The sequence below is a fragment of the Flavonifractor porci genome (assembly GCF_037572415.1).
GTDB lineage: Bacteria > Bacillota > Clostridia > Oscillospirales > Oscillospiraceae > Flavonifractor > Flavonifractor porci.
In genome coordinates this window covers 25,481-45,833 of sequence record NZ_JBBHLB010000024.1, presented here as the reverse complement: position 1 = coordinate 45,833, position 20,353 = coordinate 25,481, and the positions used below count along the sequence as shown (strand labels likewise).

Here is a 20,353-nt window from a genome sequence, read left to right as displayed (position 1 = left end):
TGACGCCATTGGAAAAGCATAAGTTGTGCCTCGCCGCATAAAAAGTGGCCAGCAGAAATGAACTGCTGGCCGGGGAATTTTTATACTTTTTCACTGTCCTCTTGACGGGTAGCGGTTCACGGAGGGCTGCTTTCCTATCTTGTGGGAAGGTTCCGTAGGGGCCGGCGTCCCCGACGGCCCGTTTGTGTCCGGGTGCGGGGCGTCCGGGAGGCCGCCCCCTACAGAGGCTCCGCCTTCAGATCCTTTCCGCTGCCGGTGACGGCGTAGAAGGCGTACTCCCCCTCTTTCAGGGTGGAGGCGGCCAGGGCGGCGCGCACCGGCTCCAGGTCGTTGGGCTGAAACCGGACGGCGATGCCGCAGCCCAGGGAGATCTCCCGCAGCACCGGCATCACCAGAACGAGAGCCACCTCTTTCAGCACTTTTTGGGCATAAATGGCCCCGTAGGTGGAGGTAAAGGTGATGACGCCGTAGTCCATCACAGGGAGATCACCTTGGCCGCCTTCTGCATCCGGGTGACGATGTCATACATATTGCTGACGGCGCCCACCTTCAGCTGATCGGTAAGGCCGTAGAAGTTGAGGCAGGTGCCGCACACCAGGATCTCGGTGCCGCTCTCGCTGAGGGCTTTCAGGTGGTCCGCCACCTGCTCGTCCAGGGTGGGCAGCTTGACGCCGGCGTTCATGAAGAGCACCGCGCCCGGCTTGTCCTCCCCCTGGGCCAAAGTGTAAAAGAACATCCGCATCAGGTTGGCGCCCAGCTCCCGGTCCCCGTCGCCGATGATGTTCCGGCCCACGAACACCGCCCAGTCCCCTCCGGCTGCGGGCAGGGGGGAGTTGACGGCCTCCTCACAGACGGAGCATCCCTCTCCCTTACTAAAGTCCAGAGCGTAGGTGCCTCCGTCCTCCCGGACCTGGACGGCAAAGCCCTGGTTGTCTGCCAGCCTCTTCAAATTCTCCACGGCGGTAGGGTTGTCCACCAGCACGGTAAAGGCGGTATGCCCCTGAGCCATGGCCCCCTTGGCCAGGATCACGGGGGTAGGACAGGGCTTGCCCTTGGCGTCTACAAGATATGCCATTGTGTGTTCCTCCCATTGTTTTTCCCCATTATACCTCCCCAGGTTCGCCGCCGCAAGTGGTGGAAAACCGGTGGAAAATGTGAAAAATTCTTTAAAATCCACCGCCAGACGGCCCTTGTGCTTTTTCGGCGGGAGAAGTTGTGCTATACTGTAAAGGCCCGGCGGATAGCCGGGCCTGAAATCTTCCAACGCGAAAGGAGGTGGGCGGTATGGAGCTTCTCACCGGCTGGCTGACGGAAAACGAGGTGTTGTGCGCCTGGTTTACCTCCATTGTGCGCTTTGTCTTTCCCGTGCTGGCCCTGCTCATCCTCATCCGCACCATCCGCTCCCTGCTGACGGTGCCCTGTCTGCCCGAGGTGTGGGCCTACCTCACTCTGCCCAACGGGGCTAACGAGCCCCTCACCCACTGGGAGAACATTCTGGGCCGGGCGAACAACTGCGACGTGGTGCTCAACTACCCGGTGGTATCCCGGCAGCACGCCGCCCTCATCCGCAGCGAGGACGACACCTGGACCGCCTACGACTTAAACTCCAAGGGCGGCGTCACCGTCAACGGCAAGCCGGTCCATGACGCCACACCCGTTCAGTACGGCGACGTGGTGGCGGTGGGCGGTGTGGAGACGGTGCTCCTCCCCCTCTCCCCTGAGGAGAAGGCCAAGCGGCGCAGCAACCGCCGCCGGTCCCGCCCGGTGTCCCCCTGGCTGGGCCTGGTGCTGCTGACGGTATTCCAGGTGCTGACCGCCATTCAGCTCATCATCAGCGAGGGCCCCGGCGCCTCCCCCATGATCCCCATCACCTTCCTGTGCTTTACCGGGGTCATGTGGCTCTACTTCCTGGTGCTGCGGGCCATGCGGCGGGTGGGCTTTGAGATGGAGACCATCGCCTTCTTCCTGTCCACCCTGTCCCTGTCGGTTACCTGCTCCTCCAACACGGCGGCCCTCTTCAAGCAGTTCCTCTGCGTGGTGCTGGGGCTCCTTCTCTTCCTCATTCTGGGCGTCTTTCTCCGGGACCTGGACCGGGCCAAGAAGATCCGCTGGCTCATGGCGGGTGCGGCCATCGGCTTTCTCAGCCTGACGGTGGTGCTCTACAAGCTGGGTCTGGCCGACCCCAAGTACGGCGCGGCCAACTGGATCTCCATCGGCGGCATCAGCGTACAGCCCTCGGAGATCGCCAAGATCTGCTATATCTTTGCCGGGGCCGCCACCCTGGAGCGGCTCTTCCGCAAGCGGAACCTGGGCTTGTTCATTGTGCTTACCGGCGTGTCCCTGGCCTGCCTGGCCTATATGAGCGACTTCGGCACCGCCGCCATCTTCTTTGTCACCTTCCTGGTCATCGCCTATCTCCGCTCCGGCGACTGGGCCACCCTGGCCCTCATCTGCGGCGGCGGCGTGTTCGCGGTCCTCACCATGCTGTCGGTGAAGCCCTACATCATGAGCCGGTTTGCCACCTGGGGACACGCCTGGGAGAACGCCTCGGTGGGCAGCGGCTACCAGCAGACCCGCACCATGTCGGCCGCCGCCTCCGGCGGTCTGGTGGGCGTGGGCCCCGGCGAGGGCTGGCTCCACAGGGTGGGCGCGGGCGATACCGATCTGGTGTTTGGTATGCTGTGCGAGGAGTGGGGCCTCATCATCGGGGTGCTGGCCATCCTGTCCATCGTCACTCTGGCGGTATTCGCCGTCCGGGCCTGCCGGGCGGGCCGGTCCTCCTTCTATATCATCGCCGCCTGCGCCGCCACCTCCATGATGGTGTTCCAGACCTGCCTCAACGTGTTCGGCGCGGTGGACATCCTGCCCCTGACCGGCGTTACCTTCCCCTTTGTGTCCAACGGCGGCACCGCCATGATCGCCTCCTGGGGCCTGCTGGCCTACCTGAAGGCCACCGACACCCGTCAGAACGCCAGCTTCGCCATCCGCCTGCCCTCTCGCAAGGAGGACCGGCAGAACGCTCAGCTGTCCATGAAACGCAGCGAGCAGTGGGAGGGCCGCTATGAAGAAGATTGAAAAACGGGCCTTCCTCTGCCTGATCCTGGCCGCCGCCCTGATTCTGGGGCTGGGCCTCTATGTGGTGCGCTATGTGCTCTACGGCAACCGCTGGGCCTCCTTTGCCGCCAACCGCCACCTGTACAACAGCCAGGGCCAGCTCTCGGTGGGCCGGGTGCTGGACCGGGACGGGGATGTGCTCAGCTGGGCCGACGAGGCGGGGAAACGCCACTACTACGAAAACGCCACCGTTCGCAAGGCCACCCTCCACGCCGTGGGTGACGCCCAGGGCAAGATCGGTACCGGCGCCCTCACCGCCTTTGCAAGCCAGCTTTCCGGCTATAATCTGTTCACCGGGGCCTACTCCCCCCTGGGCAACGGCAACGATCTGTACCTCACCCTGGACGCCCGGCTCAACTACACCGCCCTCCAGGCCCTGGGAGGCCGCAAGGGGGCGGTGGGGGTGTACAACTATAAGACCGGGGAGATTTTGTGCATGGTGTCCTCCCCCACCTACGACCCTCTGGACCCGCCGGCAGATGTGGAGGACAATCCTGCCTATGACGGCGTGTACCTCAACCGGTTCCTGTCGGGCACCTTCCCGCCGGGCTCGGTATTCAAGACGGTGACTCTAGCCGCCGCCATTGAAAACATCCCCGACCTCTTTGACCGGAGATGGACCTGTACCGGCTCCACCGAGGTGGGGGGCGAGGCTATCACCTGCCCCCGGGTCCACGGAGAGATGGACATCTATGACGCCCTGGCCAACTCCTGCAACGGAGTGTTCGGCCAGCTGGCCGCCGAACTGGGGCCGGAGGTCATGCAGAGCTATACCGAGAAGGCGGGGCTCACCTCCTCCTATAAGGTCAGCGGCCTCACTTCCGCCGCCGGGCGGTTTGACTTCACCGGCACCACCGGCCAGCTGGCCTGGGCCGGTGTGGGCCAGTACAACGACCTGGCCAACCCCTGCGCCATTATGACCTACATGGGAGCCATCGCCAACGGCGGCAAAGCCGCCGTGCCCCGGCTCATCCTCAAGGTGGAAAATCCCCTGGGTCTGCCCGCTCTGCCCCAGTGGACCAGCAAGACGGGCACCCTCATTGAGTCCTCCACCGCCGCCACCCTGGCGGACATCATGTCCCGCAACGTCATCGACGCTTACGGCTCCGGCCGGTTCCCCAATATGGACATCTGCGCCAAGAGCGGCACCGCCGAGGTGGGGGGCGGCAAGGCTCCTCACGCCTGGTTCAGCGGCTTCCTCCGCAACGAGGACGCTCCCTACGCCTTTGTGGTGCTGGTGGAGAACGGCGGCTCGGGCGCTGACGTGGCCGGTTCCGTGGCCGCCCAGGTGCTGGACGCGCTGGTCAACGGCTATTGAGGTCGGCCCAGTCCCCCTCATCCGGCCCTGCGGGCCACCTTCCCCCCTGTGGTGGGAAGGTCAGGGGGTCAACAATCGCACCTCCAGCCCCTGCTGCCGGGCGTAGTTGACCGTGTAGGCGGTGCCGCCGGTATCCCGGGTGCAGTAGGCCACGCATACTGTGCTGTGATCCACCAGATGGCGGTTGCGTTTGTGCATACATCCCGGCGTGTACCGCTGGGCGGTGTACACCACCTTGTGGGCGGCGGCTTTGATACGCTCATACTCCGCCACATCCGCCTCCCTCCAGCCTCTGGTCTGGTCGGGGCAGGGCAGCACCAGAATGAGCCGGATGTGAGGGAACTCCCCCGCCAGACCCAGCACGGTCTGAGCCGCAAGAGTATCAAACCCTAAAGCCCCTCCCGCGCCGAAGTACCGCACGCCCCGTGCGATGAGCTGCCGCACCGTCCCCTCCAGGTTTTCCACCAGCGCCTGCCGCTGTGTGGACGGAATGTCCCGGTGTCCGGTGAAGCAGCAGGTCTGTTCCCGTATGGTCATACCCAGTCCCCCCTTTTTCCCCAGTATAGGCCGGGGAAGCGGTCGAATTTTGTCGCATTCAGGGCGCTGCCAACAGGCAGCGCCCTGAACTTTTCCACACTGGATATGAATAATGTGTAAAACCTTGTGGAATCCTCTTGACTTTAGGACTCAAAACTCTATTATTTATTTAGTACAGAAAATATTGTTCGTATTTTGGAGGATTTTAATATGCAAGAGGTCAAAGAGGACGGGAAGACTCCCAGCCCACCCAAAAAACCGCTGATTTTCTACTATGCCCTGGCCCTGGTGGCCCTGATGCTCCTCAACGCCTTCTTCTTCCCCTCGGTGCTGGAGCGGCAGGTGATCGAGGTGCCCTACAGCCAGTTTCTCACCATGGTGGACGACGATCAGGTAAAAGAAGTGGCCCTGGATGAGGACAGCCGGCAGATCGTCTTTACCGCCGCCGATGATGCCGGAAAGCTGAGCTATTACAAAACCGGCATCTGGCCGGACGACGGCCAGCGGCTGCTGAACCAGCTGCGGGAGGACCCCGATATCGTGTTCAGCGCCGAGATCCCCACCCAGGCCAATCCCATTTTCGCCTTTCTGGTCAGCTGGATCCTGCCCATTTTCTTCTTTATTCTCATTGGACAGCTGATCTCCCGCTTTATGATGAAGCGGATGGGCAACAACCTGCCCGGCGGCATGAACAATGCCATGACCTTTGGCAAGTCGGGCGCCAAGGTCTATGTGGAGGAGGCCTCCACCGGCGTGTCCTTTGCCGATGTGGCGGGCCAGGATGAGGCCAAGGACGCCCTGATGGAGGTGGTGGACTTCCTCCATGAGCCGGACAAGTACGCCGAGATCGGCGCCAGGCTGCCCAAGGGCGTGCTGCTGGTGGGCCCTCCCGGTACCGGCAAGACCCTGCTGGCCAAGGCGGTGGCGGGAGAGGCCAAGGTGCCCTTCTTCTCCATCTCCGGCTCGGAGTTTGTGGAGATGTTCGTGGGCATGGGCGCCGCCAAGGTGCGGGACCTGTTCAAGCAGGCGGGGGAGAAGGCCCCCTGCATCGTGTTCATCGACGAGATCGACGCCATCGGCAAGAAGCGTGACACCGGCGGCTATGGCGGCAACGATGAGCGGGAGCAGACCCTGAACCAGCTGCTGGCCGAAATGGACGGCTTCGACTCCAGCCGGGGCGTGGTGCTGCTGGCCGCCACCAACCGCCCCGAGAGTCTGGACCCCGCCCTCATGCGGCCCGGCCGGTTCGACCGGCGGGTGCGGGTGGAGCTGCCCGACCTCCAGGGCCGTGTGGCCATCCTGAAGGTCCACGGAAAACACGTCCATATCGACGCCGACGTGGACTGGAGCGCCATTGCCCGGGCCACCGCCGGCGCCTCCGGCGCGGAGCTGGCCAACATCGTCAACGAGGCCGCCCTCCGGGCGGTGCGGCAGGGCCGCAAGGCTGTGACCCAGGCCGACCTGGAGGAGAGCGTGGAGACCGTCATCGCCGGGGCCCAGCGGAAGAATGCCGTCATCTCCCCCCAGGAGAAGCAGCTGGTGTCTTTCCACGAGGTGGGCCACGCCCTGGTGGCCGCCCTCCAGACCCACTCCGCCCCGGTGACCAAGATCACCATCATCCCCCGCACCTCGGGGGCTCTGGGCTACACCATGCAGGTGGACGAGGGGGAGCGCAACCTCATGAGCCGTGCGGAGCTGGTGAACAAGATCGCCACCCTCACCGGCGGCCGGGCCGCCGAGGAGCTGATCTTCGGCGCGGACAACATTACCACCGGCGCCTCCAACGACATTGAGCAGGCCACCAAGCTGGCCCGGGCCATGATCACCCGATTCGGCATGACGGAGCAGTTCGACATGGTGGCTCTGGAGACGGTGAGCAACCAATACCTGGGCGGCGACACCTCCCTGGCCTGCTCCGCCGAGACGGCGGCCGAGATCGACCGGCAGGTGATTGCCACCGTGAAGGCGGCCCACCAGAAGGCCCTGGCCCTGCTGCGTAACCACGAGGACCAGCTGCGGAAACTGGCGGGCTACCTGCTGGAGAAGGAGACCATCACCGGCGAGGAGTTTATGGACCTGCTGAAGCAGGAGTAACGGACGGGCCGATGAGGGCATCGGCCCCTACGTATGGGATACGGCATCCCTGACGCCTCGTTTGGAAACAAAAAATCCCCGCTGCCAATGGCAGCGGGGATTTTTTGCTATCTGGAATTACTTAATGGGCTCGCCGGCCTCTTTCTTGGCCTTGATCTCCCGGAGGGCATCGCGGTAGGACAGGTTGACACGGCCCTTCTCGTCGATATCGGTGACCTTGACCCAGATCATATCGCCGATGTTGACCACATCCTCCACCTTCTCCACCCGGCGCTCGGCCAGCTTGGAGATGTGGACCATGCCGTCCTTGCCGGGAGCCAGCTCCACGAAGGCGCCGAACTGCAGGATGCGGACCACCTTGCCGTAGTACAGCTGGCCCACCTCGGGCACGAACACGATGGTCTCGATGGTCTTCTTGGCGGCGTCGCAGGAGGCCTTGTCGGTACCGGCAATGTAGATGGTGCCGTCGTCCTCGATGTCGATCTTGGCGCCGGTGTCGGCGCAGATCTTCTGGATCACCTTGCCGCCGGAGCCGATGACCTCGCGGATCTTGTCCACGTCGATCTTCATCTTCACCATCTTGGGAGCGGTGTCGGCCACATCCTCACGGGGCTTGGAGATGCAGGGCAGCATGATCTCGTCCAGAATGGCGTAACGGGCGTCCTTGGTGATCTCCAGGGCTTCCTTGATGATCTCATGGGACAGGCCGTCGTTCTTGATGTCCATCTGGATGGCGGTGATACCGGCCTTGGTGCCGGCCACCTTGAAGTCCATCTCGCCGTGGAAGTCCTCCACGCCCTGGATGTCGATGAAAGTGGTGAAGCCGCCGTCGTCGTCCTGGATCAGGCCGCAGGAGATGCCGGCCACGGGGGCGGAGATGGGCACGCCGGCGTCCATCAGGGCCAGAGTGGAGCCGCAGATGGAGCCCTGAGAGGTGGAGCCGTTGGAAGAGAGGACCTCGGACACCACGCGGATGGCGTAGGGGAACTCCTCCACAGGGGGAATGACGGGCTCCAGAGCCCGCTCGGCCAGAGCGCCGTGGCCCTTCTCACGCCGGTTGGTGGAGCGGGCGGCACGGGCCTCGCCCACGGAGTAGGAGGGGAAGTTGTAGTGGTGCATATACCGTCTCTCCTCTTCCTCCCAGATGGTGTCCAGCTTCTGGGCGGCGGAGAGGGTGTTCAGGGTACACACGGACAGGACCTGGGTCTGACCGCGGGTGAACAGGCCGGAGCCGTGGACGCGGGGCAGCACGCCCACCTCGGCGGCCAGGGGACGGATCTCGTTCTTGGCGCGGCCGTCCACACGGTGGCCTTCCAGCAGCCAGGCCTTGACGATCTTCTTCTGGAACTTGTAGGTGATCTCCTCCAGGTACTTGTCCATCTCGGGATAGTCCTCCAGGAAGAGCTCATGCCAATGCTCGATGAGGGCGTTCCAGCGCTCCTCACGGATGTTCTTGTCGTCGGTGTCCATGGCGGCCTTGGCCTCGTCCATGGTGGCCTCCACGATCTTGTCAAACAGCTCCTGATCGAAGTCGGCGTGATCGTAGGTCATCTTCTCCTTGCCGATCTCGGCCACGATCTGGTTGATGAAGGCCACCTGGGCGCGGATCTCCTCGTGGGCCTTGATGATGGCGTCATACATAATGTCGTCGGGCAGCTCCTTGGCGCCGGCCTCGATCATGATGACCTTCTTGTCGGTGGCGGCCACGGTCAGATCCAGCTGGGAAGCGTGCTTCTGCTCATTAGTGGGGTTGAAGACGATCTGGCCGTCCACATAGCCCACCTCCAGGCAGCCGATGGGGCCGGCCCAGGGAATGGGGGAGAAGGCCAGGCAGGCGGACACGCCGATCATGGCGGTGACCTCGGGAGAGCAGTCCCGGTCCACGCTCATGACGGTGGCGGTGACCACCACGTCGTTGCGGAAGTCGTAGGGGAACAGGGGCCGGATGGACCGGTCGATGACACGGCTGGCCAGCACGGCGGGCAGCGAGGGCTGACCCTCACGGCGCATGAAGGATCCGGGGATGCGGCCCACAGCGTACAGCTTCTCCTCAAAGTCCACGCTCAGAGGGAAGAAGTCCACGCCGTCCCGGGGACGGGGGGACACAGTAACAGCCACCATAACGGTGGTCTCGCCGTAGGTCACCATGGCGGAGGCAGCGGCCAGCTCGGCCACCTTGCCCACCTCGATGGTCAGGGGACGGCCCGCCACCTCAGTCTTGTACACATGACGGTTGGTGAATTCCTTGTGCTTGATCACGGTTGACATGGGGAAAATCCTCCTTTTCATTGGTGTTTCCCCACCCGCCAGAGCCTGACTCTTTTAGCACTTGAATCCGGGTCCGCAGGCCGTCAGGCCCAGATTCAACTGCTAAAAGTACGCTCTGAGGAGTGGGAAGAAGGGGTGGCACGGAGGTCCGCGCCACCCCTGTTTCGTTGTTGTCACGCTGCGCGCCTCGTTTCCGGGTGCTCCGCGCTTGGTGTCACGCTTCCATCACGCTGCGCGCCCTCCGCGACGGCCAACTGCTCAACACTCCGCCGAAAATGCCGCCGGGCTTCGCCCGACCTGTTTTTCGGTCTGCGTGTTTCGCTGTTGCCCTGCTCACGGGCGCTCCACGCTTGGTTCTTACTTACGGATGCCCAGCTTGGCAATGATGGCACGATAGCGCTCGATGTCCTTGGCCATCAGGTAGTCCAGCATCTTGCGGCGCTTACCGACCATCTTCAGCAGGCCGCGGCGGCTGTGGTTGTCGTGCTTGTGGATCTTCAGGTGCTCGGTCAGCTCCTGGATGCGGGCGGTCAGAATGGCGATCTGCACCTCGGGAGAGCCGGTGTCAGTGGGATGAGTGCGGTTGGCTTCGATAACAGCAGTTTTTTCGTCCTTACGGATCATGGTTAGGTTCCACCTTTCAAAAAATGTGCCCGCGGGCTGCGTGACCGGCCGGTGTAAGCCGGGAGACGAAGTCCGGGGTAAATACCGTCTGTTCACAGACCTAGGTATTTTATCATAGTCTGGCCCCATTGTAAAGGATTCATTCGGAAAATTTGGGGTCTTTTTTTGCTTTTTTCAGGGGTGTAAAGCAGCCTCCGGTTCCTTCAGCCACTTGCCGAATTTGTAGTAGATCAGCAGGGCCACCGAGGTGGTGAGCCAGGTGATGGGGTAGCTGGCCTCCACCATGACGATGGTATGATATCGGGGCACCACCAGGAAGAGCCATACCAGACGCAGGCCGCACACGCCGAAGACCGAGATGAGCATGGGCACCAGAGATTTGCCCGCGCCCCGGATGGCGCCGGGCAGCAGTTCCACCAGAATATAGGTAATGTAGCAGGGGGTCAGAAAGAGCACCATCTCCACGCCGATCTCCAGCACGTCGGGATCTGGGGTAAAGATGGACAGGATGGGCCTGGCCAGCAGCACCAGCAGAGCGCTCATGGCAATGGTGATGATGGCGCTCATGCCCACCGAGATCTTCACGCTCTTTTTCAGCCGGTCGTATTTGCCCGCCCCGTAATTCTGCCCGGCAAAGGTGGTAAGGGCCTGGGACAGAGCGGTAATGGTCATCCAGAACAGGATGTCCATCTTGCCGTAGGCCGTCCAGGCGGCCACCGCGTCGGTATCAAAAGAGTTGATGAAGGATTGAATGACGATGTTGGAGGCGGAGTACATCACCGACTGGAGGGCGGTGGGCACACCTACCTTCATCATGGCGGACATGGGCCGCCGGTGGAGTTTGAGCTCGGTGGGGAAGAGCTGGAAGGGCGCGCCCTGGGAGCGCATGAGGGAGATGACCACCAGCACCGCCGACAGCGCCTGGGAAGCCACGGTGGCAATGGCCACACCCAGCACCTCCAGGGGGATGACCACCACCAGCAGGATGTCCAGTACGATGTTGCACAGGGATGCGGCAATGAGGAAGTACAGGGGGCGTTTGGAGTCGCCCACCGCCCGGAGCACGCCGGTGCCCATGTTATAGATCACATTGGGGATCATGCCCAGGAAATAAATTCTCTGGTACAGGATGGCCCCGGGCAGGGCGTCGGCGGTGGTGTCCATAGCCCGCAGGGCCCAGGGCGTCAGCACAAAGCCCACCACCATAAAGACGGCGCCGATGATGACCGACAACAGCATGGCGGTGTGGACGCTCTTGTGGACCTCCTCCCCCATCCGTGCACCGTAGCGCTGGGCGATGACCACCACCGCTCCGGCGGCCAGACCGGTGAAGATGCCCACCGTCAGGTTGACGATGACGCCGGTGGAGCCCACGGCGGCCAGGGCAACCTTGCCCACAAACCGGCCCACCACCACCGTGTCCACCGTGTTGTACAGCTGTTGGAAGAAGGTGCCGAACCACAGGGGAAAGAAGAGCGCCAGAAGCTGCCTCCAGATAGAGCCCTGGGTAATATCGCCCACCGGTCGGGCCAGACGCATGACAGATCCCTCCAAAACATAAAAAGTAAACGAATGCGGCCAGAGCCGCAAGAGGATTGTACACGGTTTAGAGACAAAAGGCAAGAGGGCGGCAGGCGCCGCCCCCCTTGCTCAGAGGAACTTTTGTTATACCTCCCGGATGAGCCGGGCGGCGGTCTCGACATGTGAATCATTGTCCAAACTCAGACTCATGTTTTCTTCAATAATGGGCAGCTTGAACTTAATGGATTTCAGCCATTGTCCATTGGGCTGACGTTCCTCGAAAATCTGAACCTCAGAGATCAGTGCCTCCATAAGCTGCCGCCGCTCCTGCTCGTCCATCCTGGCGTACAGCTTATCAAAATAAATCAGCACCTTGTAGATATTGTCGCCGGTCAGCTTCTCAGCTTCAATCGCCATTTTCTTTGCTCTGGCCGCAATCAACAAGTTCTCCGTATCTTCGATTTTATCATACATCTTGTAAAGGCGATCATCAAGGTCTGTTTTACGCTTAAGGTAATGCCTGTCGTCCGGATCGAGAGAATCTATTTCTTCCATCAGCCTTGCCTTTATCGAATAGTTCTGCCTCAGTTGCTTTTCGTAGTTGGCAATTTCCTGCTCGATAGCAGCGGTATCAACTTTCATATTGATTTTTTTCTGCATGATGCCAGCAAACCTCGGATTGCTGACCAATTTCACGATGACTTCTGCAACTGCGCTGTCCAACAATTCCTCATTGACCTGCTTGCTATAGTCGCATTTATGACCACGGGTCATACTGCGGTGTTTGCAGCCATAATAAAAGAAATCCTTATACTTTGTACCATCTGACTTGTACTTGACACTTTTGTTTCCGTACATGCCGGCACCACAAACAGGGCATTTCAGGATGCCGGAAAGAAGATGAACCTTTGTGTCCTTACCAGGGTTGACACGCTCATACTTTTTTGCCTGTGCCAGGAGCTTTACCTGCGCTTCATGCCAGAGATCCTCAGATACGATACCCTCATGCAGCCCATCCACCAGCAGATAGTTTTCCTGTTCCACCAAGCGGTACTCGTTTCTGGTTCCATGCACCTTTTCCGTTTTACGCCTGCCATAGGAAATCTTCCCGCAATAGACTGGGTTTTTCAGAATTCTGCGGATAAGGGAGGCATCAAACAGGGGATTTTTCCCGTTTTGACGCTGAATTTTGTGAATGCCGTGTTGCTCCAGATATTTTGCCACTCCAGTTGCACCCATATTTGTATGAACATATTGATCAAAAATGGTGCGGATGGCAACCGCCTCTTCCTCGTTAATCAGAAGCATTCCATTTTCCAGCTTGTAGCCATACGGCGCAAATCCGCCGTTCCACTTGCCCTCTCTGGCCTTTTGGATGCGGCCTTCCATGGTTTGGACACGAATATTTTCACGCTCAATCTCCGCCACCGCCGACAAAACGGAGATCATCAATTTTCCAGCATCTTTGGAGCTGTCGATACCATCCTCCACGCAGATCAGATTCACACCAAAATCCTGCATGACCTGTAAGGTGGAAAGCACATCCGCAGCATTTCTCCCGAAACGGGAGAGCTTGAATACCAGCACATAGGAGACGCCATCCTTGCCGCTTTTGATGTCCTCCATCATCTGGTTGAACTGGATTCTGCCTTCAATGGATTTACCAGACTTCCCGGCATCCTCGTATTCGTGGGCAATCTCATACTCATTGAATTCAGCAAAGGATTTCATGCGGGCTTTTTGGGCGTCCAGCGAATAGCCGTCAATCTGCATGGCGGTAGATACTCTGGTATAGGTATAAACTTTTATCTTTTCTTTTGCCATCTCATTTCCTCATTCATATTGGTTTGTAAAACCTTATGTATTTTCTGGAAAGCGTATCGCTCTCCAGAAAAAGTTTGGACACTTAACTCACGATTATTATATCACGCTGCTTTTGAATCTTCAATGTATTTCTCGTGTGCATTTTCATCTGCATCGCATTTTTCTTTTTCTCTGTTGGCAAAAATCGGATCAGGCATAGAGTCAATGTCCAATTCCACAGCATATTTTTCAATCAGATTTGCCAGTAAAACGGCGAAGCCGTTCCACTCATCTTTCATAGGCATTTGTCCTCCATTTATCCGGGCTGTGCATGTACTCTGCGAGTACCTCTTTAGGAATTCGATCCAGAACCGCCACAGCGTCTGCATAGTCCCGCCGCAACTTGGCATCGGCCAGCTGTTTCAAGGTGCTTTGCTGGGTCGCTTTCTCCAAAGACTGCTCCAGCTGTTCATTTTTCTGTTTCAGCTTTTTGTTTTCGACGGTGGTTTCTGTGAATGCCGCCTGATACTTCTTCATGTTGCTGTGCATCTTCTCCACAGCCGGGATATACTGATCCAGCAGAGCTGTAATCTCAGCAGCTCTGCTTTTAGCATTAAACGCCCCGATCCCAGCCAGGAGTTCCTCCAGCTTGGCTTTCTGCTTGGTCAGTCGGGTCATTTCCTTAAACACTCTGGGCGGGATATGGTCACGGCCGGTTTGACTGGCGTTTTGGCCACGCTCCAGGTCGGGATATTTCCGCACCATGTGTTCCCAGAACTTGTCCTGCCACTGGGACAGCTTTTTCTTGTTGCCCAGGATTTCCTTGGCGCAGAGCCTGCCATCCGCAGTCAACGGGACAAAACAAAGGTGCATATGAGGCGTTTTCTCGTCCATATGCACCACAGCGGATACAATCGTTTTGGGGGCTTGGTTTTGCTGAATAAAGGCCAGCGCCTCTTGAAAATAGGCTTTGATCTCGGATTTCTTCATTTTCTGAAAGAACTCCGGCGAAGCGGTCACGAGGGCTTCTACCAACCGGACGCTGTCCGACCTGGTGCGGCAGCCAGCTTCTTTGATTTGGCGTTCCGCCTCTGCTCGATATTTCCGCTGCGGCTCGATCAGATGGAAATTATACTTGCTCCTGCTGATGTCCACATCGGGATTGCTGGCGTATTTCTCTTTGGTGCGCTCGTTGTGGGCTTCAATGTTCCCGATCTCTGGCCCTTTGTACTTGGCAAAGCGGAGAATGGCATACTGCGGCTTGCTCATACTCTGTCCCTCCGTTTCTGCCAGATCAGGTCATAGCCCAGCACGTCGGCCAGCTCCACGACCTCCTTGTAGCGAATAGATTCCCGCTGGAGCTTGGCCGACAGGTTGGAAACACAGTCCGACCAGTCGTATTCTTCATGGAGCAGGTCAACTACCTCTTGCATGGTGTATCCCGCCCGGACGATCTGCGCCTTAATCTCGTTGCGTACCGTCATAATCAAAAATCCTCCTAAATTTACTTAATAAGAAAACGAAGCCGGTACGCCCTCTGGCATAACCGCTTCGCTGTTTCATGAAAAATTCTACTGTCACTGAATCCGTTCAGAATTGCTGGTGTGATGTCCTATTCATAGGTCGCACTTTCCGACCTTTCCGTTCCGTGTGACTTGGCTTGAAACCGTGTATTTTCCCATGATTCCAAGCACCCGGTTCACCGGGGCGAGAAGCACGGTTTCGCAAAATGATTCCTTCCAACCGTCAATTACTTTGCGATTCCCACTTGCCTTGATTTAACATGGGGATTTGACCGGTGATTCTGACTGGTATAGCCGTCGAATTGCTATAAAAGGGAGAACAACGGTCAATCAAAGTGTACGTACGTACACGGTTCAGCGCCGCCATTCCTCCGGCACATCTTCCGGTACGTACGTACGCATCGAATCACCAGAAAACACTGATATATGATTTCTCACCAATACCTCGATTCCCAGAAAGCCACGCACCCGCCGTCCGGCAGCATTGGTCACATTGTTGCAGTATTCCAGATTATAGCGGCTCTGGCAGTCGATCAGGGCTTCGCTGAAGCTGCGGGGTTTCAGAGCGGGCAGATTATTTTCGGTGCAGTAAATCTGGTACGCCTCATACAGCTCTTTGGAACTGGCGGACAGATTGGCTTTCAGGCGAACATATCCGTCAGAATCCAAAAAGTCATACACATTGTTGTTGTCCCGTTTGACTGCTTCCCGGTTTTCTCTGGTGCGGTCACTTTCGGTGAATTTGAAGTTGTTGGCGGCCAGCCGCTGCAATCCCTCAAAAGCCCACAGCAGAATGCCCTCCACCTCGGCTTTCATCTTCTCGGCCAGGTCAGGATCATCCACACGTCCGGCAGGCTTGTCCCTGGTGGTCAGCACCAACTGGCGGCGGTAAAAGCTGTCGCTCCGGTCAAACAGTGCCTGCAAATCGCCGTTGGAGAAGGCCAGCAGCCGGGCGCACATCCATCCCTGATAGCTTTGCTTGCCCTTGCGTTCCAAATCCATCTTGCCCTGGGCGGTGACGATGGACTTGACATAGTTGGTCTGGCGCAGGGCCTCCATCCGCATATCGTCGTCCACACACAGGAGGATATGCTCCAGGTCCGCACGGGCAAATCGGTTCTCCGATATTTTCCCAATGCTGCCGTCCTTCATGTTGGAGCCGAACAAAGCTCCCAGCACAGCCCCGATCTGACTCTTGCCCTCACCGCCGTTGCCCTTGATGACCATCATCCGCTGACCCTTGTTGCTGGGAATCAGGCAGTAGCCGATATATTCCTGCAAGGTGGGGGTGTCCTCCGGGTAGAGCAGACCATCCAGAAATTTCAGCCAGAGAACGGGTTTGGATGCCCTGGGATTGTAGGCCACAGGGAACCGGTTGCGGACGATTTCAGGTTTTCCCTCCACAAACCTCCCGTCCAGAAAAAGCGTCCCGTTGGAGAGATGAATCCGGTCCGCCTCCGGAGGAAAATCCTCTGCCAGCGCCGCCAGCTTCATCAGTTCCACGATGTTGCTGATTTTACGGGGAATATTGCTGACCGCACAGCATTTCAGCTCCTCAAAAATCTCTCCCCGCAGGGGTAGCTCATCGGTCACACGGCCTTCAGGCGTGAAAAAAGCCCCGTTTGTGAAGAGAATCTTGTGCGTCTGCAAGAACTCCTCACAAAACAGGGCTTCGTTGATGTTTTTTCCATCGAACCAGACGGGCATCCCGTCAGGCTGCTTGTTTTTCTTCATGGGTGACTTCCTCCTTTTCCAATCTCTTTAACCGGTCCTCCAAACTGGTGATCAGGCCATCCTTGTTCAACATTTCTACGATTCTTACCCGCTGTTCCAGTTCGGCGGCAATGAGCAAATCTGCCAGATACTCCACATAGTCCAGCATCTGACAGGCTTCCACAAACCGGTCATCCAAAGCATCTTCGGGTGTCTTGGGTGCGTACTGCACCATCCAGCGTTCTAAAAGATGCAGATAATCGCATAGCACCCGCAGACAGCGACCTTCCTCCTGCCGGTATGCCGACAGCAGGGAACGTTTCGGCTTGGGTAGAGCAATGGCCGCCGGGGGGTTATCCGGGTCAATCCCGAAATCCTGTGCCAGCTTTTGTGCCGCCTCGAAGCTGCTCAAACCAAAGAGCCTTGCCACAAGGTCGATCACATCGCCGGTGGCCCCGCAGCCGAAGCAGTAAAAATACTTTTCATTCAGCTTCATGCTGGGGTGCCGGTCATCGTGGAATGGGCAGCGGCACATCCCACTGCGGTTGACCTGCAAGCCGTAATGTTCCGCTGCATCTCGCACCAGAATCGTTTGCTTCACCAGTTCAAATAGCGTCATTTTCGCTCCCTCCCCTCTGAAAAATGATCGGATGCCGTTTTTTCCATAGAGCCTCTCTTTCTTGCGCTTCCGGCGCAGCTGTTGTATAATGTTGGTACAGTTCCGAAAAAAGTAATCTGCTTTCAGATTATCCTTTCACTAATAGGAGAAATCCCGGGTGTAAAACGGAACCATTTTTTGAAAAATCATAAAAAAATTTTGAAGGGGGTGGAGTCATGACGTATCTCACAGATGACGAGCTTCTGGATACCGAAGATGGCTTCACCGAATGGGATGAGGACGTAGCCGCCGGATCGGCGGGGGAAACGCTGGAACAGGCCCTTGCGGAAGAACGCCTGGCAGAGCTGGAAAGCGAGCTGGAGCAGGACGAGCATCCCGTTGATTATGATGCCGAGCTGGAGACTGAGGAAGAAGAAGCGGCTCCGGTCAGCGAAAAGCGACTGAAACGGGAGATCCGGGCGGAAGCCATGCGTCGGCTGGAGGAAGCGGCCCGCACCGAAAGCGATTTCCGGGTGGTCGTGGACGAATGGGACAAGCTGGACCGGAACCGGGAGCGCCGGGAGCGGGACCACGAAAACCTCCGTGGGGATGTGCCGCTGGAATATCAGGCGGTGCCGGAGCCAAAGCTCATCCCCCGATGGATGAACACCCCTGCATACCGGCAGCTGATGGCCGGGAATTTTTTGGACGTCCTATTTGACTGCCCCTATGAGATGCACCAGCTGAGTGCCGACCCTTTTATCTCCGGCATGATCGAAAATCTCAGCGAGGAACACAAGGAAGTCCTGTATTTTCTCTCTTTGCGGCTGTACAGCACCGCCCGTCTTGCCGCCATTCGTGGGCAGTCTGACCGCAACATCCGCAAGCTGCGGAAAACCATCCATAAAAAATTGCAGCGCCAGATGTATGACCATCTGTGCAGCAAGCCGGAAAACGGCCTAACCTTGCGGGAGCGTCGGTTTTTAGAGGAATACTCAAAAATCGCAAAGAAACAGGGCAAGGATGCCGTGATCCGGCGGGAGAACAAGACCAAGCGCAGAAAAAAGAAAAACCGCCCCTGATGACAGGGACGATGGAACAGAGAGGGCGTGTATGATGAAAAATTTATTTGAGCAGTCCCGTTCCCATTGGGTGCGGTACGACCATTACGAGATGAAAACAGCCGGGGACGGCAAGCGGTACATCACCCCCGGCAAAAACGCAAAGCCGGATGTCTACAATCCTTTGAAAGAAGCCCCCGACATTGTGCTGGATGCGCTGAATGTGGGGATGCTGCTGATGGGGCGCAAGCCGGAAGCAGAAGTGGAAAAGGCAGTACTGGAATTTGTCACCCGGTACGGCCTGCTGGGGCTGATGACCGCCTTGCCCACCACGCCGACCTTTATGGAGTACGAGGCGGTGTACCTGCCGAAAAACCACTTCATCAAGGAAGAATCCATGGCAACAGACCAATATCTGTCCCTCTTTTACCCCTTCGACCAGCTGGATGTGGTGAAGAAGGGCATTGAATCCACATGGAATGTGTCCGGCGACCGGAGTATGATTGCCCTGACCATGACCTTCATGGACGAGCCGATGGCCAAGAATATGAGCTTCCAGCGGGCATATGCAGAGCCTTACGACTGGGTCACCCAGCAGTTCAAGGATTGGGCGTTCACCCTGACCACATCCATCTTGTACTACAATGACTACGACTCCATTGATGAGGACACCCGGGGGCTGTACCGCAAAGCCATGGCTGTATTCGGCGGGATCGCCCCCAGCTACCACATCGAACTACTGGATAAGCCCACCATCTACTGGGATTTTCACTCCCTGCTGCTGGGTATCCAGATGATGTTCAGCTTCATGCTGGTGGACGATGAGCAGCCCCTGCGCCTGTGCAAACATTGCCAGAAGGTGTTTTTGGGCAGCCGGTCCAACGCCGCCTTTTGCAGCCCACGGTGCAAGAACCAATATAATGTCTATAAGAACCGTGAGAAATCCAAGGGGGAAACGGACTGACGAGGACTCTGCCGCTGCGCTGGGACGAGAGCTTTTATATACCTCTGCTTCCTTTTCCGGCCAGGCGGATTTTGCCCTGTGAGCAAATCCTGATTTCGTCCGTGACCGTACAAAATCCGCCTGTCCTACTGCCGCCGAAAAGTGCTTGTCAACCGCTATCTGCCCACATAGCAGATACCGCAGCCAATCCCTTTGCAGCGTCAGTCGGAAGCAAAGGTATAACACACTATACTTTGCCAGCAAAGTCGTGTGCCAACAGGGGTGCTGCTCGCCCCTATTGGAAACCCAGAGCCAAAGGGGAGATCCCCTTTGGATACCCCTTGTTTTCGTCGCCTGTGTTTATACAAGCCTGCTCCGCCTTGTATATTTCACAATCTCCGAAAACACAAAAACCTCTCAGAATTCACCCTATAAAAGGGTGAATTCTGAGGGGTTTTTGTTCGCCATAGCATAAATTTCTATAAAACAAAATGTGATATTGCAGGGACAGTCTGCCACTACAAATATACAGACGCTCATTGGGCTTCTACTTTATTTCACTTTGTCAGCTTACGGGACATAAACTTGGGGTTGATGTACAGGATATAGACACTGCAAATCACCATCATAATGAGCGCACCCACAAGTCCCATCCCAAAACGTATTGTCAACAAGCCAACTAAAAGTTGAATGCAGCAGTAGCCCAACTCGATATTTGCATTTTTACGGCGCTGGATTTTATCCGCTTCATAGCGGTGGTTTGTTGCCATCCATATGGAACTGAGTAGCAGCATGATAAGCGAAAAGATAAGCGCCCCATAATAAAGTTCTTTGTTCGGATAGTCAGGATGACGAAGCTGGTAAACTACCGATGTGCAGTTGAACATAAACGCCACCTGTGCGATAATTGCAATTTTTATGAGGTTTGCCCGTAAAATAAGGTTTGGCTTTTTCCGGTCCCGCCCCTTTTCGGCGGTCAATCCGTCCTCGACATTCTTATGGGGATCAACAAGTTCAGAGAGATTGATGTCAAATACTTCTGCCAACTGGATAAGATTACTCGCTGTCGGCTCTGACTGGCCTGTTTCCCACTTGGATACAGCCTGTCTGCTGACACCAAGCTGTTCGGCTACATATTCTTGCGACAGCTTTAATTCCTCTCGTCTGTTTTTAATATTTTCACCCAAAGTCATATATAACACCTCCTTGTACCTGTATTGTACTCAAAATTCCAGT

Annotated in this window: 18 protein-coding genes; 5 read left to right on the top strand and 13 right to left on the bottom strand. The window is 57.6% G+C overall.

All coding sequences use genetic code 11. The features are described 5' to 3' along the window. Positions 1-218 precede the first annotated feature (218 nt). Together WHJ28_RS15590 and yedF are read right to left on the bottom strand one after the other, a co-directional pair. Positions 219-476 (bottom strand): putative Se/S carrier protein, encoded by a 258-nt coding sequence (locus WHJ28_RS15590; protein ID WP_340042974.1) that lies wholly within the window; start codon positions 474-476, stop codon positions 219-221. Continuing rightward, positions 476-1,075, bottom strand: coding sequence for a sulfurtransferase-like selenium metabolism protein YedF (yedF, locus tag WHJ28_RS15585; RefSeq protein WP_340042973.1), 600 nt, complete (start codon positions 1,073-1,075; stop codon positions 476-478). Before yedF ends, WHJ28_RS15590 begins: the two co-directional genes overlap by 1 nt. Positions 1,076-1,284: 209 nt before the next feature. Between yedF and WHJ28_RS15580 the strand changes: the two genes are divergently transcribed. After that, positions 1,285-3,075, top strand: coding sequence for an FtsW/RodA/SpoVE family cell cycle protein (locus tag WHJ28_RS15580; RefSeq protein WP_340042972.1), 1,791 nt, complete (start codon positions 1,285-1,287; stop codon positions 3,073-3,075). Continuing rightward, complete coding sequence (locus tag WHJ28_RS15575) at positions 3,062-4,432, top strand: penicillin-binding transpeptidase domain-containing protein (protein ID WP_340042971.1); 1,371 nt, start codon at positions 3,062-3,064, stop codon at positions 4,430-4,432. The genes WHJ28_RS15580 and WHJ28_RS15575 overlap by 14 nt, the downstream gene beginning before the upstream one ends. A gap of 60 nt (positions 4,433-4,492) precedes the next feature. On the opposite strand, the gene WHJ28_RS15570 is transcribed toward WHJ28_RS15575, so the two are convergent. Next, complete coding sequence (locus WHJ28_RS15570) at positions 4,493-4,969, bottom strand: SLOG family protein (RefSeq protein WP_340042970.1); 477 nt, start codon at positions 4,967-4,969, stop codon at positions 4,493-4,495. A 210-nt stretch (positions 4,970-5,179) separates the two neighbouring features. Here WHJ28_RS15570 and ftsH point away from each other — a divergent pair, with 210 nt between their 5' ends. Next, a complete protein-coding gene (ftsH, locus tag WHJ28_RS15565) occupies positions 5,180-7,063 on the top strand; it encodes an ATP-dependent zinc metalloprotease FtsH (protein ID WP_340042969.1) in 1,884 nt (627 codons plus the stop codon). A gap of 117 nt (positions 7,064-7,180) precedes the next feature. Here ftsH and WHJ28_RS15560 read toward each other — a convergent pair whose 3' ends face one another. The 9 genes from WHJ28_RS15560 to WHJ28_RS15520 all read right to left on the bottom strand — a co-directional run bounded on the left by WHJ28_RS15560 (position 7,181) and on the right by WHJ28_RS15520 (position 17,134). Continuing rightward, on the bottom strand, positions 7,181-9,331 hold the full coding sequence (locus WHJ28_RS15560; RefSeq protein WP_340042968.1) for a polyribonucleotide nucleotidyltransferase: 2,151 nt from the start codon (positions 9,329-9,331) through the stop codon (positions 7,181-7,183). A gap of 357 nt (positions 9,332-9,688) precedes the next feature. Beyond that, positions 9,689-9,955 carry a 30S ribosomal protein S15 gene (gene rpsO / locus WHJ28_RS15555; protein ID WP_087188508.1) on the bottom strand — a complete coding sequence of 89 codons (267 nt, stop codon included), beginning with the start codon at positions 9,953-9,955 and terminating at the stop codon, positions 9,689-9,691. Between the two features lie 174 nt (positions 9,956-10,129). After that, the gene (locus tag WHJ28_RS15550; protein ID WP_340042967.1) at positions 10,130-11,494 is read right to left on the bottom strand and encodes an MATE family efflux transporter; all 1,365 of its coding nucleotides are present in this window, start codon (positions 11,492-11,494) and stop codon (positions 10,130-10,132) included. Positions 11,495-11,620: 126 nt separating this feature from the next. Next, positions 11,621-13,300: a recombinase family protein gene (locus tag WHJ28_RS15545; protein ID WP_340042966.1), complete on the bottom strand. Its 1,680-nt coding sequence runs from the start codon at positions 13,298-13,300 to the stop codon at positions 11,621-11,623. Positions 13,301-13,401: 101 nt separating this feature from the next. After that, positions 13,402-13,578 carry a hypothetical protein gene (locus WHJ28_RS15540; RefSeq protein ID WP_340042965.1) on the bottom strand — a complete coding sequence of 59 codons (177 nt, stop codon included), beginning with the start codon at positions 13,576-13,578 and terminating at the stop codon, positions 13,402-13,404. Further along, positions 13,568-14,548 carry a MobV family relaxase gene (gene mobV, locus WHJ28_RS15535; protein ID WP_340042964.1) on the bottom strand — a complete coding sequence of 327 codons (981 nt, stop codon included), beginning with the start codon at positions 14,546-14,548 and terminating at the stop codon, positions 13,568-13,570. The genes WHJ28_RS15540 and mobV overlap by 11 nt, the downstream gene beginning before the upstream one ends. Then, positions 14,545-14,763, bottom strand: coding sequence for an LLM class flavin-dependent oxidoreductase (locus WHJ28_RS15530; protein WP_340042963.1), 219 nt, complete (start codon positions 14,761-14,763; stop codon positions 14,545-14,547). The genes mobV and WHJ28_RS15530 overlap by 4 nt, the downstream gene beginning before the upstream one ends. Before the next feature lie 393 nt (positions 14,764-15,156). Further along, positions 15,157-16,536, bottom strand: coding sequence for a DNA primase family protein (locus tag WHJ28_RS15525; protein ID WP_340042962.1), 1,380 nt, complete (start codon positions 16,534-16,536; stop codon positions 15,157-15,159). Continuing rightward, complete coding sequence (locus WHJ28_RS15520; protein WP_340042961.1) at positions 16,514-17,134, bottom strand: CHC2 zinc finger domain-containing protein; 621 nt, start codon at positions 17,132-17,134, stop codon at positions 16,514-16,516. Before WHJ28_RS15520 ends, WHJ28_RS15525 begins: the two co-directional genes overlap by 23 nt. A gap of 215 nt (positions 17,135-17,349) precedes the next feature. Here WHJ28_RS15520 and WHJ28_RS15515 point away from each other — a divergent pair, with 215 nt between their 5' ends. Together WHJ28_RS15515 and WHJ28_RS15510 are read left to right on the top strand one after the other, a co-directional pair. Next, positions 17,350-18,195, top strand: a complete 846-nt coding sequence (locus WHJ28_RS15515) for a sigma-70 family RNA polymerase sigma factor (RefSeq protein ID WP_340042960.1) — start codon at positions 17,350-17,352, stop codon at positions 18,193-18,195. Between the two features lie 31 nt (positions 18,196-18,226). Continuing rightward, on the top strand, positions 18,227-19,138 hold the full coding sequence (locus tag WHJ28_RS15510; RefSeq protein WP_340042959.1) for a DNA gyrase inhibitor YacG: 912 nt from the start codon (positions 18,227-18,229) through the stop codon (positions 19,136-19,138). A gap of 536 nt (positions 19,139-19,674) precedes the next feature. On the opposite strand, the gene WHJ28_RS15505 is transcribed toward WHJ28_RS15510, so the two are convergent. Further along, entirely contained in the window at positions 19,675-20,310 is a 636-nt protein-coding gene (locus WHJ28_RS15505) for a helix-turn-helix domain-containing protein (RefSeq protein ID WP_340042958.1), read from the bottom strand. Positions 20,311-20,353: the final 43 nt, after the last annotated feature.

Bases quoted from the DNA above. Each gene is read 5' to 3' on its own strand.
- WHJ28_RS15510 (WP_340042959.1), top strand. From the start codon at position 18,227: ATGATGAAAAATTTATTTGAGCAGTCCCGTTCCCATTGGGTGCGGTAC.
- WHJ28_RS15580 (WP_340042972.1), top strand. From the start codon at position 1,285: ATGGAGCTTCTCACCGGCTGGCTGACGGAAAACGAGGTGTTGTGCGCC.
- WHJ28_RS15590 (WP_340042974.1), bottom strand. From the start codon at position 476: ATGGACTACGGCGTCATCACCTTTACCTCCACCTACGGGGCCATTTAT.
- WHJ28_RS15545 (WP_340042966.1), bottom strand. From the start codon at position 13,300: ATGGCAAAAGAAAAGATAAAAGTTTATACCTATACCAGAGTATCTACC.
- rpsO (WP_087188508.1), bottom strand. From the start codon at position 9,955: ATGATCCGTAAGGACGAAAAAACTGCTGTTATCGAAGCCAACCGCACT.
- WHJ28_RS15530 (WP_340042963.1), bottom strand. From the start codon at position 14,763: ATGACGGTACGCAACGAGATTAAGGCGCAGATCGTCCGGGCGGGATAC.
- WHJ28_RS15560 (WP_340042968.1), bottom strand. From the start codon at position 9,331: ATGTCAACCGTGATCAAGCACAAGGAATTCACCAACCGTCATGTGTAC.
- WHJ28_RS15550 (WP_340042967.1), bottom strand. From the start codon at position 11,494: ATGCGTCTGGCCCGACCGGTGGGCGATATTACCCAGGGCTCTATCTGG.
- mobV (WP_340042964.1), bottom strand. From the start codon at position 14,548: ATGAGCAAGCCGCAGTATGCCATTCTCCGCTTTGCCAAGTACAAAGGG.
- WHJ28_RS15505 (WP_340042958.1), bottom strand. From the start codon at position 20,310: ATGACTTTGGGTGAAAATATTAAAAACAGACGAGAGGAATTAAAGCTG.
- WHJ28_RS15515 (WP_340042960.1), top strand. From the start codon at position 17,350: ATGACGTATCTCACAGATGACGAGCTTCTGGATACCGAAGATGGCTTC.
- WHJ28_RS15575 (WP_340042971.1), top strand. From the start codon at position 3,062: ATGAAGAAGATTGAAAAACGGGCCTTCCTCTGCCTGATCCTGGCCGCC.
- yedF (WP_340042973.1), bottom strand. From the start codon at position 1,075: ATGGCATATCTTGTAGACGCCAAGGGCAAGCCCTGTCCTACCCCCGTG.
- ftsH (WP_340042969.1), top strand. From the start codon at position 5,180: ATGCAAGAGGTCAAAGAGGACGGGAAGACTCCCAGCCCACCCAAAAAA.
- WHJ28_RS15540 (WP_340042965.1), bottom strand. From the start codon at position 13,578: ATGAAAGATGAGTGGAACGGCTTCGCCGTTTTACTGGCAAATCTGATT.
- WHJ28_RS15570 (WP_340042970.1), bottom strand. From the start codon at position 4,969: ATGACCATACGGGAACAGACCTGCTGCTTCACCGGACACCGGGACATT.
- WHJ28_RS15525 (WP_340042962.1), bottom strand. From the start codon at position 16,536: ATGAAGAAAAACAAGCAGCCTGACGGGATGCCCGTCTGGTTCGATGGA.
- WHJ28_RS15520 (WP_340042961.1), bottom strand. From the start codon at position 17,134: ATGACGCTATTTGAACTGGTGAAGCAAACGATTCTGGTGCGAGATGCA.